Source organism: Kribbella sp. VKM Ac-2571 (genome assembly GCF_004362255.1).
GTDB classification, from domain to species: Bacteria; Actinomycetota; Actinomycetes; order Propionibacteriales; family Kribbellaceae; genus Kribbella; species Kribbella pratensis.
Genome location: NZ_SNWS01000001.1, coordinates 224,763 through 238,346, shown reverse-complemented (window position 1 = coordinate 238,346; position 13,584 = coordinate 224,763). Strand labels below are relative to the sequence as shown.

Annotated in this window: 14 protein-coding genes; 10 read left to right on the top strand and 4 right to left on the bottom strand. The window is 68.2% G+C overall.

Features of this window, described 5'->3' with window-relative positions; all coding sequences use genetic code 11:
• Positions 1–44: 44 nt before the first annotated feature.
• The 6 genes from EV651_RS01255 (at position 45) to EV651_RS01230 (ending at position 6,300) form a co-directional block, all read left to right on the top strand.
• Positions 45–719: a DUF4097 family beta strand repeat-containing protein gene (locus EV651_RS01255; RefSeq protein WP_133781040.1), complete on the top strand. Its 675-nt coding sequence runs from the start codon at positions 45–47 to the stop codon at positions 717–719.
• A gap of 188 nt (positions 720–907) precedes the next feature.
• Entirely contained in the window at positions 908–2,179 is a 1,272-nt protein-coding gene (locus EV651_RS01250; RefSeq protein WP_133781039.1) for an ROK family transcriptional regulator, read from the top strand.
• The gene (locus EV651_RS01245) at positions 2,163–2,981 is read left to right on the top strand and encodes an ABC transporter permease (protein WP_133781037.1); all 819 of its coding nucleotides are present in this window, start codon (positions 2,163–2,165) and stop codon (positions 2,979–2,981) included. Before EV651_RS01250 ends, EV651_RS01245 begins: the two co-directional genes overlap by 17 nt.
• Positions 2,978–3,790 carry an ABC transporter ATP-binding protein gene (locus EV651_RS01240; RefSeq protein WP_238156578.1) on the top strand — a complete coding sequence of 271 codons (813 nt, stop codon included), beginning with the start codon at positions 2,978–2,980 and terminating at the stop codon, positions 3,788–3,790. Before EV651_RS01245 ends, EV651_RS01240 begins: the two co-directional genes overlap by 4 nt.
• A gap of 9 nt (positions 3,791–3,799) precedes the next feature.
• Positions 3,800–4,816, top strand: a complete 1,017-nt coding sequence (locus tag EV651_RS01235) for an aliphatic sulfonate ABC transporter substrate-binding protein (RefSeq protein WP_133781033.1) — start codon at positions 3,800–3,802, stop codon at positions 4,814–4,816.
• A complete protein-coding gene (locus EV651_RS01230; RefSeq protein WP_238156577.1) occupies positions 4,813–6,300 on the top strand; it encodes a sulfatase-like hydrolase/transferase in 1,488 nt (495 codons plus the stop codon). The genes EV651_RS01235 and EV651_RS01230 overlap by 4 nt, the downstream gene beginning before the upstream one ends.
• A gap of 37 nt (positions 6,301–6,337) precedes the next feature.
• Here the strand turns inward: EV651_RS01230 and EV651_RS01225 are convergent, their stop codons facing one another.
• Both EV651_RS01225 and EV651_RS01220 read right to left on the bottom strand, forming a co-directional pair.
• Positions 6,338–7,507 (bottom strand): hypothetical protein, encoded by a 1,170-nt coding sequence (locus tag EV651_RS01225; RefSeq protein WP_133781031.1) that lies wholly within the window; start codon positions 7,505–7,507, stop codon positions 6,338–6,340.
• An 11-nt stretch (positions 7,508–7,518) separates the two neighbouring features.
• Positions 7,519–8,853 (bottom strand): family 43 glycosylhydrolase, encoded by a 1,335-nt coding sequence (locus EV651_RS01220; RefSeq protein WP_133781029.1) that lies wholly within the window; start codon positions 8,851–8,853, stop codon positions 7,519–7,521.
• Between the two features lie 187 nt (positions 8,854–9,040).
• On the opposite strand from EV651_RS01220, the gene EV651_RS01215 reads away from it, so the two are divergent.
• Entirely contained in the window at positions 9,041–9,688 is a 648-nt protein-coding gene (locus EV651_RS01215; RefSeq protein WP_133781027.1) for a dihydrofolate reductase family protein, read from the top strand.
• Here the strand turns inward: EV651_RS01215 and EV651_RS01210 are convergent.
• Positions 9,675–10,802 (bottom strand): HAMP domain-containing sensor histidine kinase, encoded by a 1,128-nt coding sequence (locus EV651_RS01210; protein WP_133781025.1) that lies wholly within the window; start codon positions 10,800–10,802, stop codon positions 9,675–9,677. The two genes, EV651_RS01215 and EV651_RS01210, sit on opposite strands and share 14 nt — an antisense overlap.
• Positions 10,795–11,520: a response regulator transcription factor gene (locus tag EV651_RS01205; protein ID WP_238156576.1), complete on the bottom strand. Its 726-nt coding sequence runs from the start codon at positions 11,518–11,520 to the stop codon at positions 10,795–10,797. Before EV651_RS01205 ends, EV651_RS01210 begins: the two co-directional genes overlap by 8 nt.
• Positions 11,521–11,607: 87 nt before the next feature.
• On the opposite strand from EV651_RS01205, the gene EV651_RS01200 reads away from it, so the two are divergent.
• The 3 genes from EV651_RS01200 to EV651_RS01190 are packed head-to-tail and all read left to right on the top strand — an operon-like array spanning position 11,608 to position 13,575.
• A complete protein-coding gene (locus EV651_RS01200; protein ID WP_238156575.1) occupies positions 11,608–12,198 on the top strand; it encodes a M15 family metallopeptidase in 591 nt (196 codons plus the stop codon).
• Complete coding sequence (locus tag EV651_RS01195) at positions 12,195–13,325, top strand: peptidoglycan bridge formation glycyltransferase FemA/FemB family protein (protein ID WP_133781024.1); 1,131 nt, start codon at positions 12,195–12,197, stop codon at positions 13,323–13,325. The genes EV651_RS01200 and EV651_RS01195 overlap by 4 nt, the downstream gene beginning before the upstream one ends.
• A gap of 1 nt (position 13,326) precedes the next feature.
• Positions 13,327–13,575 (top strand): hypothetical protein, encoded by a 249-nt coding sequence (locus EV651_RS01190; RefSeq protein ID WP_133781022.1) that lies wholly within the window; start codon positions 13,327–13,329, stop codon positions 13,573–13,575.
• Positions 13,576–13,584: the final 9 nt, after the last annotated feature.

Here is a 13,584-nt window from a genome sequence, read left to right as displayed (position 1 = left end):
GGCTCGGCCAGAGTTGTTCGCACCGAACCTCAAGGAGCGATCACATGTCTACTTTCAGCACCCCCGCACCGATCTCCGCCGCCGTGGACATCATCTTCGGCGACATCACCGTCAAGGCGAGCGACCGGAACGACACCGTCGTCGAGGTCCGGCCCGTCGACCCCACCTGGGAGCTGGACGTGAAGGCCGCCGAGCAGGTGGTCATCGAGTTCAGCGACGGGAAGCTGCAGGTCAAGCACCCGAAGCTGCGGTCCCTGTTCAGCAAGCGGTACGGCGCGGTCGAGGTGCTGATCGAGCTGCCGACCGGGTCCGATGTCCAGGGGTACACGGCCAAGGGCGAGTACGTCGTCGAGGGCGAGGTCGGCTCGTGTGAGCTGAAGACCGCGAACGGCGACATCCGGGTCGGCAAGGTGGCCGGCACGCTGCGCGCCAAGTCCGCCACCGGCCACATCACCGTCGAAGCGGCCGGCACCGAGGTCAACGCGCGGACGGCGAACGGCGACATCCGCGTCGGCGCCCTCGGCACCGGCACCCTGGACCTCTACACCGCCACCGGCGAGGTCGCGATCGGTGTCCCGGCGGGCACCGCGGCCGCGCTGGACGCCCACACCTCGATCGGCCGCGTGTTCAACGACCTGGAGTCCATCGAGAACCCCGCCCGCACCGTCACCGTCCGCGCTCGCACCCACGGCGGCAACATCACCGTCCGCCGCGCGTGAGCCGGGATCTCCAGGCCATCACAATCGGCCGCCACCGCACGTCCCCAGCGCACGCTCCCCCGGCGTCGAGCAATTGTGATGGCCTGGGCGTCCGCGTCCGGCGGGGAATTGCGTCGCGGCCGTCGAAAAGCGAGTTGAATTTTGTCGGAGTGTTGACGAAATAATTCCGGGTTCCTAGCGTCACCATCGTGCAGACCTATCCAGGAGTGCAGGCGCTGGTGCGGAGGACCCACGAAGAGCGGGTCCTCCAGGTGCTGCGGGAGCAGGGCGCGCTCAGCCGGAACCAGATCGCCCGTGCAGTCGGCCTGTCCCGTACCACCCTGTCCGAGATCACCGGGAGCCTGTTGCAGCGGGGCGCCATCGTGGTGACCGACACCGACGCGGCGCACCGTGAGGGCAGCGGCCGGCCCGCCGAGCGGCTGGCCCTGGATCCGGCCTCCGGACAGTTCATGGGCGTCGACTTCGGGCATCGCCGCGTGCACGTCGTCGTGGCCGACGCCTCGCACGAGATCGTGGCCTCGGGCTCCGACCGGTACGAGGACCATGTCGACTGGCCGACCCGGCTCGACGTCGCGTTCCGCCTGGTGGAGCGGCTCAGCGACGAGTACGGCGTCCACTACGGCGCCCTGCAGGGTGTGGGGATCGGCATCCCGGGGCCGTACTCGGGCAAGCCGGGCGTGCGCGACTACCCGTCCCACCGCGCCGCGGCCGACGGTTTCCACGAGGCCTCGGTCGACGAAGCGTTCTGCGAGCGGTTCGGCGCACCGGTGATCGTCGACAACAACAACCGGCTAGCAGCGCTGGCGGAGGCGATCTTCGGTGCGAAGGCGATCGAGCACCTCCTCTACGTGCGCCTGTCCGACGGAGTCGGCGGCGGGCTGGTGGTCGGCGGCCGGCTCGTGTCCGGTTCCGCCGGGCTGGCCGGCGAACTGGGCCACGTAACGGTGCGGGCCGACGGCGACCTCTGTCGCTGCGGCAAGAACGGCTGCCTCGAGACCATCGCCTCGGTCCCCGCGATCCTGGCCGCCTGCCGGGCCGCCGGGCTCCCGGTGGAGAGCCTGGACGACCTCGCGGCCGCGGTCGCCCGTTCGCACCCGGTGGCCGACCGGGTACTGCGCGACGCTGCCGCCGCGGTCGGCCGCGTGCTCGCCGCCGTCGCGATGGCGCTGAACCCCGCCGAGATCGTGATCGGCGGGGAGGTCACCCGGCTCGCGCCCGTGATCGTCCAGCAGGCCGCCGCGACCGTCGCCTACGAGCTCTTCCCGGGCGCCGCCTCCCCCGGCGTACGGGCAGCGCATCTCGCCGACGACGACGGCGCACTCGGCGCCCTCGCCGCGGTGTTCCACAGCTCGCCGCTCCTGGCGGGCTACCCAGAGACACCGGCGCCGGCCGGCACCGGTTCGCGGACGGCGATCCGCCCGCGGCAGACCCGAGGAGTGGCCGATGGCCGTCATCAGTGACCAGACCGCCCGCGGCGCCAAGCCGCGCGACCGCGCCGGAGGACGAACGCGCGCCCGGGCCGGTGGTCTTCCCCTGCTCCTGAACGCGGTCTCGGTCGGACTCGGTATCGCGGTGTGGTGGGCGCTGGCTCTCGCCGGACTCAAACTACCCACGCCTCCCGAGGTCGTCGCCCAGGCGATCACCCTGATCGGCAACGGCACGCTGGGCAAGGACGTCCTGGCCAGCTTGACGCGGGTCCTGATCGGTTTCGCGCTCGGCAGCGCCGCCGCCGTTCCCGTCGGGTTCCTGATGGGCTGGTACGCCGTGGTCCGCGGACTGGTCGAGCCGTGGATCCAGTTCTTCCGCACCGTTCCGCCGCTGGCGATCATCCCGCTGGCCATCGTGCTGATGGGGATCGGCGAGGCGCCGAAGATCTTCGTCATCTTCCTGGCCGCGTTCCTGGCCTGTGTGATCTCGACGTTCCAGGGCGTGGTCAACGTCGACCGCACGCTGATCAACGCGGCCCGGGTGCTCGGCGCCAAGGACGCCGGCATCTTCGCCCGGGTGGTGGTGCCCGCGTCGACGCCGTTCATCCTCGTCGGCATGCGGGTGGGTCTGGGCTCGGCCTGGGCCACCCTGGTCGCCGCCGAGCTGATCGCCGCCCAGCAGGGCCTCGGCTTCCGGATGCAGAACGCGCAGCTCTACTACGACCTGCCGACGATCTTCGTCGGCCTGATCTCGATCGGGATCCTCGGCCTGCTGATGGACCGCGTCCTGCTGATGGCCGAACGCAAACTCACCGGATGGCAGGAGCGCCGATGAAGATCTCCGTCCAGTCCGTCACCAAGACATTTGCCTTGGGCAAGGACATGTTCACCGCACTCGACGAGGTGTCTCTGGACATCGCCGACAACGAGTTCATCACCGTCGTGGGGCCGTCGGGATGCGGCAAGAGCACGTTGATGAACATCCTCGCGGGCCTGGAGGAACCGACCTCGGGGCGCGCGCTCGTGGACGGCGTACCGGTGTCAGGTCCCGGGCCCGAGCGTGGCGTGATCTTCCAGCAGTACGCGCTCTTCCCGTGGCTGACCGTGCGCAAGAACGTCGAGTTCGGCCTCAAGACCGCAGGCGCAGGCAAGGCCGAGCGACGCGAACGGGCCCAGCACTTCATCGACCTGGTCGGGCTCGGCGAATTCGCCGACGCGCTGCCCAAGATGCTGTCCGGCGGTATGCGGCAGCGGTGCGCGATCGCCCGCGCGTACGCCGTGAACCCGTCGATCCTGCTGATGGACGAGCCGTTCGGGGCACTGGACGCCCTGACCCGGGTCAAGCTGCAGGAGCAGCTCCTCGACACCTGGAGCCAGGAGCAGCGCACTGTCATGTTCATCACCCACGACGTCGACGAGGCGGTCTTCCTGGCGAACCGCGTCATCGTGATGGCCGCCCGGCCCGGGCGGATCTACGACGTGATCGACGTCGACCTGCCGTACCCCCGGTCGGAGGACTTCCGCCTCAGCCCCGAGTTCGCCGCACTGCGCAACCGCGTCTGGCACTCCGTGTACCACCAGGACGGCCGCACCTCGGCCGATTCCGGAACCTCTCTGCCGTCACCCGCGACGGCTCGATCCTAAGGACGTCTCATGTCACTCTCACGCAAACTGACGGCCCTGGCCGCCGGCGCCGCCGCCCTGGCGCTCGCCCTGTCCGGCTGCGGAGGCGGCTCGGACGACAGCGCGAGCGGCGACCTCCAGCAGGTGAAGTTCGGCTACATCGCCGACTACAACGGCACCAGCCTGCTCGCGATCGCGAAGGATCAGAAGCTCTGGGAGAAGCACGGCCTCAAGGCCGACACCAAGGTGTTCACGAACGGCCCGCTGCAGATCCAGGCCCTCGGCACCGGCGACCTCGACTTCGGCTACATCGGCCCGGGCGCGTTCTGGCTGCCGGCGTCCGGGCAGGCGAAGATCGTCGCGATCAACACCCTCGGCAACGCCGACCGGGTGATCGCGCGCTCCGGCACCACCTCGATCGACCAGCTCCGCGGCAAGACCGTCGGCGTACCGGAAGGCACGTCCGGTGACATGATCCTCACCCTCGCGCTGCAGAAGGCCGGGATGACGAAGAAGGACGTCAAGGTCGTCAACATGGACGCCTCGACGATCGTGTCGGCGTTCGCGTCCAAGAAGATCGACGCGGCCGGCTTCTGGTACCCCGCCATCGGAACCATCAAGAAGCAGGTCCCGGACCTGACGGAGCTCGCCAAGAACTCCGACTTCGAGTCCCAGGTCTCGTTCCCGACCGCGTTCGTGGCCGGCAACGACGTGGTGTCCGGCCAGAAGGACAAGACCGAGAAGACGATCGCCGTACTGCGGGACGCGATGGCCTACCGCTCCGCCAACATGGACAAGTCGATCCAGCTGACCGCGAAGATGCTCAGCGTGCCGGTCGACCAGGTCAAGGCCGACGCGGGCAACGTCAAGGTGCTGTCGGTCGACGAACTGGACGCGAAGACCAAGGACGGCACGATCGGCAAGTGGCTGAACGGGATGGCCGACTACTTCGTCCAGGCCGGCAAGCTGAAGTCGAAGGCCGATCCGGAGACCTACTACACCGGCGACCTGTTCACCGCGGCTGGTTCCGGCTCGGTGGCCAAGTGACCGAGCCGAAGAACATCCTGTTCCTGATGACCGATCAGCACCGGGTCGACACGATCGGTGCCTACGGCAACCAGTTGGGGACGACCCCGAACCTCGACGAGCTGGCCCGTACCGGGACCCGGTTCGACCGCTGGTACACGCCTACGGCGATCTGTACGCCGGCTCGCGCCAGCTTGCTCACCGGTCAGGCGCCGTTCCGGCACAAGTTGCTGGCGAACTACGAGCGGAACGTCGGGTACCTCGAAGATCTGGCCGAAGGGCAGTTCGCGTTCTCGCAGGCTTTGCGGGACAAGGGCTACAACTGCGGGCTGATCGGCAAATGGCATGTCGGTACCAAGAAGTCGGCCGGTGACTTCGGGTTCGACGGCCCCGATCTGCCCGGCTGGCACAACCCGGTGGATCACCCCGACTACCTGGCGTACCTCGAGGAGCGCGACCTACCGCCGTACGAGATCTCGGACCGGATCCGCGGCACACTGCCCAACGGTGGGCCGGGCAACTTGCTTGCCGCCCGGCTGCACCAGCCGGTGGAGGCGACGTTCGAGCACTACCTCGCCACCCGTGCGATCGAGATGCTGGAGCGGTACGCCGCGGACGACGGGAAGCCGTTCTTCCTCGCGCTCCACTTCTTCGGGCCGCACCTGCCGTACATCCTCCCGGACGAGTACTTCGACCTGATCGATCCCGCGGAGGTCGAGTTGCCACGATCGGTGGCGGAGACGTTCCAGGGCAAGCCGATGGTGCAGAAGAACTACAGCGCGCACTGGACGTTCGACACCATGCCGATCGAGACCACGCGCAAGCTGATCGCGATCTACCAGGGGTACGTCGCGCTGATCGACTTCCAGCTCGGCCGGGTCCTGGACGCGATGCGCCGGTTCGGGCTCGCCGACGACACCTCGGTCTTCTTCACCTGCGACCACGGGGAGTTCACCGGCTCGCACCGGCTGCACGACAAGGGGCCGGCGATGTACGAGGACATCTACCGCACGCCCGGCCTGATCCGCGTGCCGGGACAGCCGGAGGGCGTCGTACGGAACGAGTTCGTCAGCCTGCTCGACTGCACCGCCACGATCCTCGAACTGGCCGGAGCCGACCAGACGGCGGCCGTCGACTCGCGGAGTCTGCTGCCGCTGGTGAATGGCGAGCAGGTCGAGTGGGACGACGACATCGTGTGCGAGTTCCACGGGCACCACTTCCCTTACCCGCAACGGATGCTGCGCACGGACCGGTACAAGCTCGTGGTGAATCCGGACTCGGTGAACGAGCTCTACGACCTGGAGCTCGATCCGGACGAACTGCTCAACGTGTACCAGCACCCGGAGCAGGCCGGCGTACGGTCGCGGATGATGCGGCGGCTGTACACGGTGCTCCGGGAGCGCGGCGACAACTTCTACCACTGGATGACGTCCATGTACGACGTGGGCGACGTCGCCTACGACCCCACCATGAGCGGCCTCGACGAAACGACGTACCAGAAGTAGTTGCCGTGGGCCCTCAGCTCGAGGGCCCACGGTCTCTTCACTGCAGGGCGCGGAAGTCGTCGATCCAGGAATAGCCAGGCGTCGACATCGCGTCGTCGCGCGACCGCACCGTCAGCGGTGCGAACACACTGTTCAACAGCCACGGTGCCTTGGTAGCGCTCCAGCCGGCCGTCATCGACGGGATCTGCCGGAAGCCGTACGTCGCGACGGCCAGTCGGCCCGTGGCGCGGAAGCGGTCCAGCTCGTCCCGCAGGAAGTGCTTCTTGGACTCGAACCATTGGCTCTCGGACAGCAGGTCGTTCCATTTGCCTGCGGGGAACGGATGCTTGATGGCGTCTCCGATGACTTCCCACACCTGACGGTCCGGCGAATAGCCGTATCGCTGGGCGAAGGCCACCGGGATGCGGTCGGTGAGGTGCTGCTGCCAGTACCAGACGAGGGAGAACTCGGTGACGAGGAACATCTGGCTCGGCCGGAGCCTGGGCAACGTGTAGTCGAGGAAGGCCTGGATCGCGGCCTCGTCGGCGACGTGTGGATGCAGGTCGACGCCCTCGAGCTCGGGCGTCTCGCGGACGAAGCGCAGATAGCGCTCGACGGTAGGTGTGCGGTTCTGCGGCAGATCCAGCCGGTTCAGGGCGCCCATGAACAGATGGGTGGTGCTTCCCGCCGGCCGGGCGCTGACGACATGGCGGGCCACGGTCTCGTAGAACTCGTTGAGGCGCTCGTCGCGCTCAGCAGGCAGGCTCTCGATGAACGGCTCGTTGCCGATCGTCACGACGTCGACGGTCCCGAACACCAGTGGCAGCACCCGGTCCAGTCGCGCGAGTTCGGCGGCCATCTCCGGGCTGCCCGGTCGCGGGAACGACATCGCGGTCTTCGGGAACTTCAGGCTGAGCAGGGTCTTGTAGCCGCGGCTGTGGGCGTCGCGCATGACCCGCAGAGTCTCGCTCTGCTCAGGCGGTACGGCGTCGGCCTCGGGCAGCGCGTAGAAGCCGCGGACCCAGCTCGCGCGGGCCGTCCGCAGCTCGAGATAGTTCAACTGGTCCAGGTTCTCGTTGTAGTTGGCCCCTAGGGCGCCGAGCGCCGGAAGCGGTTCGGTTGAGGCGTCGGGTGCCGGCGCGGCGGCTCCGGTGATGGAGCCGCCGCTCACCAGGGCCAGCGCACCGACGACGGCGAGAACTCGGGCGAGGATTCGCGTTGGTGGCATGGTCTGGCTCCTCAGCCGCTGGTTGTGAGGCCGTTGTTGCGGCGTTGCACGTAGAGGCGGTTGGTGTTTGGGCCTGTCCACTCCATGCGGACGACCCCGGGGACTGCGGCGTCGGCGATGCGGGTGGGGTCGGCCCAGTAGCCGAAGGCGGGGTTGCGGAAGAAGGTCGCCCACAGGTGGCCGGAGGCGTCGACGAACACGTTGTTGTGACCGGCACCGACACCTGCGGTCCAGCGTTTCGAGTACGGGCCTTCGAAGCGGTCCGAGACCGCCATGATCAGGTCGTACTGGTACTGGACGCGGCCCGGCGCGGGCGGGTCGTACGCGTTACGCGCGCTGCCGTCCGGGTTCGTCGACGCGCGGTCCCACGCGGCGTGCATGAGGTAGTACTTCCCGCCGTACTTCAGCACGTACGCACCCTCGAGGTAGGGCTCGGGCGAGTACGGGGTCTGCTGGAACATGAGCAGGTTGGTCGAGGGGACGATGTCCTCCATGTCGTCGCGGAATCGCGCGTAGAGGTTGTTGTGCAGGACGAGCCACGCGTCGTCGCCCTCGGAGAACAGGCCGCCGTCGATGTGATGGTAGGCGCCGGGCAGGATGAAGCTCGGACCGCCGATGAAGGAGTCGCCGAACGGTTTGGTGAGGTTGCCCTGGGCAACGCGGTACGGACCCTCGACGCCGCCCTCGCTGATCAGCAGGAACGATCCGACCTTGCGGGAGTGGTCGCCCATGCAGGCGACGATGTACCAGGTGCCGCGGAAGTAGTGCAGTTCGGGAGCCCAGGCGTTTCCGCGTTTGCCGAACTGGTCGTCGTACCAGTACTCCTGCCACGGAGCGACGACGGTACGTCCCGGTGTGTTCTCGCCGACGAACTCGGGTGACCAGACCTTCCCCCGCTCCGCGTCGGGCCGGATCCCACTCGTGTCGGCGAGCCGCCACGGACCGTGCAGCGACGGTGCTGTCCAGACGAAGATGCCGTCGTTCCACGGGCCTGCCGCGGGCCGCCCCGGTACGCGCGTCGTACCTGTTGCGACGTACAGCGGGCGGCCGTCGATCGTGACGCAGTTGACGTACGTGTCACGCATCCACACCCGCCCGAGCTCCTCGTCACGAGGCCGTAGCTCGAGCGGCAGAACGAAGGAGTTGTCGTCACGCGGCCACAGGTCGAGCCGGGTGTCAGCCGCGCCGTACGGCTCCAGCTCCGGCCAGGCCGCCGGGTACCGCCGCAGCGGACTCGCCTCCGTGGAGGTGCTTCCGTACGCCGTTCCGCCGGGTAACGCCGCGGCGCCGACAGCCCCGGCCAGGCCGCCCAGGACCGTCCTCCTGTTGACGTGAGCTCTCTCCATCTGCGCATCCTCCTTGAGCGAGCAGGACACTGTGCCCCGCCCGGAGCACACGCTAATCAGACTCATTTCGACGGTGAACCAGCGGCAAAAAGCAGATTTTCGGTGTGGTGATGTCAAGACGGGAAGGCCGGCGTCGACCTTCCCGTGAGGGCGCCGGAAGGCGGCGCCGAAACAGAGGAGCATTCCGATGTCCGAAGTCCGTGTTCACAATCTCGCGATCTCGCTCGACGGCTTCGCCACCGGGGACGGCCAGTCCCTCGAGGCGCCGTTCGGGCACGCCGGCGAGCGGCTGCACGAGTGGTTGGTCGGCACCCGGTTCTTCCACGCGTCGGACGGCCTGCCCGGTGGCACCGTCGGTATCGAGAACGCGTTCGCCGAGCGGCACGAGCCCGGGATCGGCGCCGAGATCATGGGCGCCGGCAAGTTCGGTCCGCCCGGATGGCAGGACGACCCGGAGTGGAAGGGCTGGTGGGGCCCGAACCCGCCGTTCCACTCGCCGGTGTTCGTGCTCACCCACCGCCCGCGCGCGTCGGTCGAGATGGAGGGTGGGACGACGTACCACTTCCTCGATGCCACGCCGAGCGAGGCGCTCGAGCAGGCTCGCGCCGCGGCCGACGGCGGCGACATCCGGCTCGGCGGCGGAGCCACCGTCGTACGGGAGTTCCTCGCCGCAGGTCTGGTCGACTACGCGCACATCGCCCAGGTCCCGATCCTGCTGGGCCGCGGCGTACGGCTGTGGGACGGGCTGGAGGCGCTCGAGGACAAGTACGACATCGAGGTGGTCTCGAGCCCGAGCGGCATCACCCACCTGACTTTCACGGTCAAGAAGGCGTAGATCGGCTTTCCGGTCCTGCGCGTCGCGCCCGGCTCCTCCCGGCAATCCGCAGGGGCAGCTCCACGATGGCGCGGAGCCCGCCGCCGTCGCGCGGAGTGAGAGTGAGAGTTCCGTTGTGGGCTTGCGCGATGCTGTTGACGATGGCCAGGCCGAGCCCGACGCCCGCGTGGTCGGAGCGGGCCCGTTCGGCACCGCGCTGAAACGGCTCGACCAGCGTGGACACCAGGTGTGCGGTGAGTTGCTGGCCGGTGTTCTCGACGGTGAGCCGCACGGTCCGGGGGCCGACACCGGTCCGGACCCAGATGCTGCCCTGGTCCGGCAGGTTGTGAACGATCGCGTTGTGCACGAGGTTCGTCGTCAGCTGCAGGAGAAGCGAGTTCGAACCCATGGTCGGGGCCACCTCCCCCGACGTCTCGATGGTGAGGCCGCGCTTCTCCGCGAGCGGGAGCAGCGTTTCAGTGGCCTCTTCCGCCAGGAGGGACAGGTCGACCGGTTCCCGGATGAAGGTCCGCTGGTTGGCGCGGCTGAGCAGGAGCAGCGCCTCGGTGAGGTCGATCGCTCGGGTGTTGACCAGGTGGAGGCGCTCGACGAGTTCGCCGGTGTCGCGGTTCGAATCCTTGCGGGCTACGTCGAGCAGCGTCTGCGTGATCGCCAGCGGAGTGCGCAGTTCGTGGGAGGCGTTCGCCGCGAACCGCTGCTGCTCGGCGTCGTGCGCTTCGATCCGGGCGAGCATGACGTCGAAGGCGTCGGCCAGCTCGCGGAACTCGTCGGTGCGGCCCTCCAGATGGATCCGGTGCGACAGCGAACCGTTCGCGGCCAGGCGGGTCGCATGGGTGATGCGACCCAGCGGCGCGAGCATGCTGCCGGCGAGGATCCACCCCCCGACGAGACCGAAGACCAGCAGGAACGCCATCATCATGGTGGCCTTCGGAATGAAGGCCCGCATCAGGTCGGAGCGGTCGGGCATCCGGAACGGGCCGGCGATCACGTCGGGTACGTAACGCAGCAGGAACACCCAGACGACCGCGAGCAGCAAGACACCGGCCAGCATGATGAAGCCCGCATAGCTGAGGGTGAGTTTGAGCCGAACGCTCAGCCCCGGCTCCCTATCCACGACCTTCAGCTCCAGCGCCGGATGCTGGGTCGGATACTGGGTTGGATACTGGGTCGGATGCTGTGTCGATGCGGTAACCGGCGCCGGGCACCGTGGCGATCAGCCAGGGCTCACCGAGGCGTTTGCGCAGGGCCGAGACAGTGATCCGTACGGCGTTCGTGAACGGGTCGGCGTTCTCGTCCCAGGCTCGCGCGAGGAGATCCTCGGCGCTGACCACGCCGCCTTCGGCAGCGACCAGGACCTCGAGGACGGCGAACTGCTTGCGGGTGAGAGCGACGTACCGGCCGTCGCGGTAGACCTCGCGGCGGAACGGGTCCAGCCGCAGCCCCGCGATCTCCCACACCGGCGGCCGGTTGTAGGCGCGCCGGCGGTCGAGCGCCCGGAGCCGGAGGACGAGCTCCTGAAGTTCGAACGGCTTCGTGAGGTAGTCGTCGGCGCCGAGTTCGAATCCGGACGCCTTGTCGTCCATCCGGTCGGCCGCGGTCAACATCAGGATCGGCATACCGCTGCCGGAGGCAACGATCCGCTTGGCGATCTCGTCACCGGACGGGCCGGGGATGTCGCGGTCCAGCACGGCGATGTCGTAGGTGTTGATGCTCAGCAGCTCCAGCGCGGTGTCGCCGTCACCGGCCACGTCGGCGGCGATCGCTTCGAGGCGCAGGCCGGCCCGGATGGCGTCCGCCATCTCAGGTTCGTCCTCCACGATCAGTACCCGCACAGTCTCGATGGTACGAGGCGTGACATATCGCCCGCATATCCAAAACCGGATACGCGCCGACAACACCCGCCTGTTTTGACTGGACCCATGTCCGTCAGCGCACCGGCAGCAGGCCGCCGTACCAAGATGACCATCCGTGCGACGCTGCTGATCGCGAACGTGGCGATCATCGGCGTGTTCATCCACCAGACGCTCGCCTTCCCGTCCTTCTCGGCCGGATCCACACTCGGCGAGACGGACGGCGCCGTACCTGACGGTGTCACGGTCTTCGACGACATCCCCGCGGTCGCCAACCTCGATCCCGCTCTGCTCGTTGCCCTGCGCAAGGCTGCGACGGATGCCGCGGACGACGGGGTCAAGTTCTACGTCAACAGCGGCTGGCGTACGCCGGCGTACCAGCAGCACCTGCTTCAGGAGGCGGTCGCGAAGTACGGCTCCGAGCAGGAAGCGGCCCGCTGGGTCGCCACTCCTACGACGTCGCCGCACGTGGCGGGGCAGGCGATCGACATCGGGCGCTCCGACGCGACGGCGTGGTTGTCCGAGCATGGTTACAGGTATGGGCTGTGCCAGATCTACGACAACGAGCCGTGGCACTACGAACTGCGTCCGGAGGCCGTCACGCGCGGCTGCCCGCCCAGGTACGCCGACCCGACGCACGATCCGAGGATGCAGGGGTGACGCTGACCGTCGCGCCGATCACCTCGGCGGAACATCTGGAGTTCGTCCGGGCCCAGCGGTCGGTCAGCTTCCTTCAGACCCCTGCGTGGGGCCGCGTGAAGACCGAGTGGCGGAGCGAGTCTCTCGGCTGGTACGACGGGCCGCGGCTCGTCGGGGCCGGCCTTGTGCTGCATCGGCCGGTGCCGCGCCTGGAGCGCCACACGCTGGCTTATCTGCCCGAAGGGCCGTCCATCGGCTGGACCGGCGATCTCAGCAGGTGGCTCGACCCGTTGGCGGCGTACCTGAAGGCACAGGGCGCGTTCGCGATCCGGCTGGTTCCACCGCTCCGCACGGACAGTTGGAGCGCTGCACAGGTCAAAGCCGGGATCGCGGATCCGGGCATCGAGCGCCTCACGGACGTGCCTGGCGGGAGCGTCGATCCGGTCGGTGCGCGAGTGGCTGGTTGGCTGCGGGACGCGGGCTGGCTGGCGCAGAGCCCGGAGGACGGGTTCGGGGCCGGGCAGCCGCAGTTCAAGTACGAGGTTCCGCTGGCCGGGCGCAGCGAGGACGACGTACTCGGGGGCATGAATCAGCTGTGGCGCCGCAACATCAAGAAGGCGGTCAAGGCGGGCGTCGAGGTCACGGTCGGGTCGGATTTGAAGGCGTTTCACGACTTGTATGTGCACACCGCCGAGCGCGATCACTTCGTGCCGCGGCCGCTGCGGTACTTCGAGACGATGTTCGCTGAGCTGAGCGCGGAGGACCCTGAGCGGATCAAGCTCTACCTGGCCCACCACCAGGGCGATCTGGTCGCCGCCACGATCCTGGTCCGGGTCGGGGCGTATGCGTGGTACTCGTACGGCGCCTCCGCGACCGAGAAACGGGAGGTGCGCGGCTCGAACGCCTGTCAGTGGGCGATGATCCGCGACGCGCTCGCGGCAGGTTGCGATGTCTACGACCTCCGCGGCATCACCCCGACCCTCGACATCGACGACCCGCACGTCGGACTCATCCAGTTCAAGGTCGGCACCGGCGGCCAGGCGGTACGGTACGTCGGGGAGTGGGATCTGCCCTTGCGGCCGGTGATGTATCGGGCCTTCGACCTCTACATGAGGCGGCGCGAGTACCTGAGAGGCAAGCGAAGATAGCGTGATGGTCAAGGACTGGCACCACCTGGTCGACACCTTCAACGGCGTCGCTCTCCTCACGGTCGCCGCCGCGCCGGTAGCAGTTCTGGTGGTGTGCGTTCTGGCGTTTCGGCGACGTACCGGCGCGCAGCCTTGGCGTACGTCGGTGGCCGAGGTCGGCATGATCTACGGGACGGTGCCGGACGGGCCGGCGACATTTCGTCGGCATATCGAAAACCGGATACAGGCTGGCAACACGACCTCCCCTTGACTTGGAGGC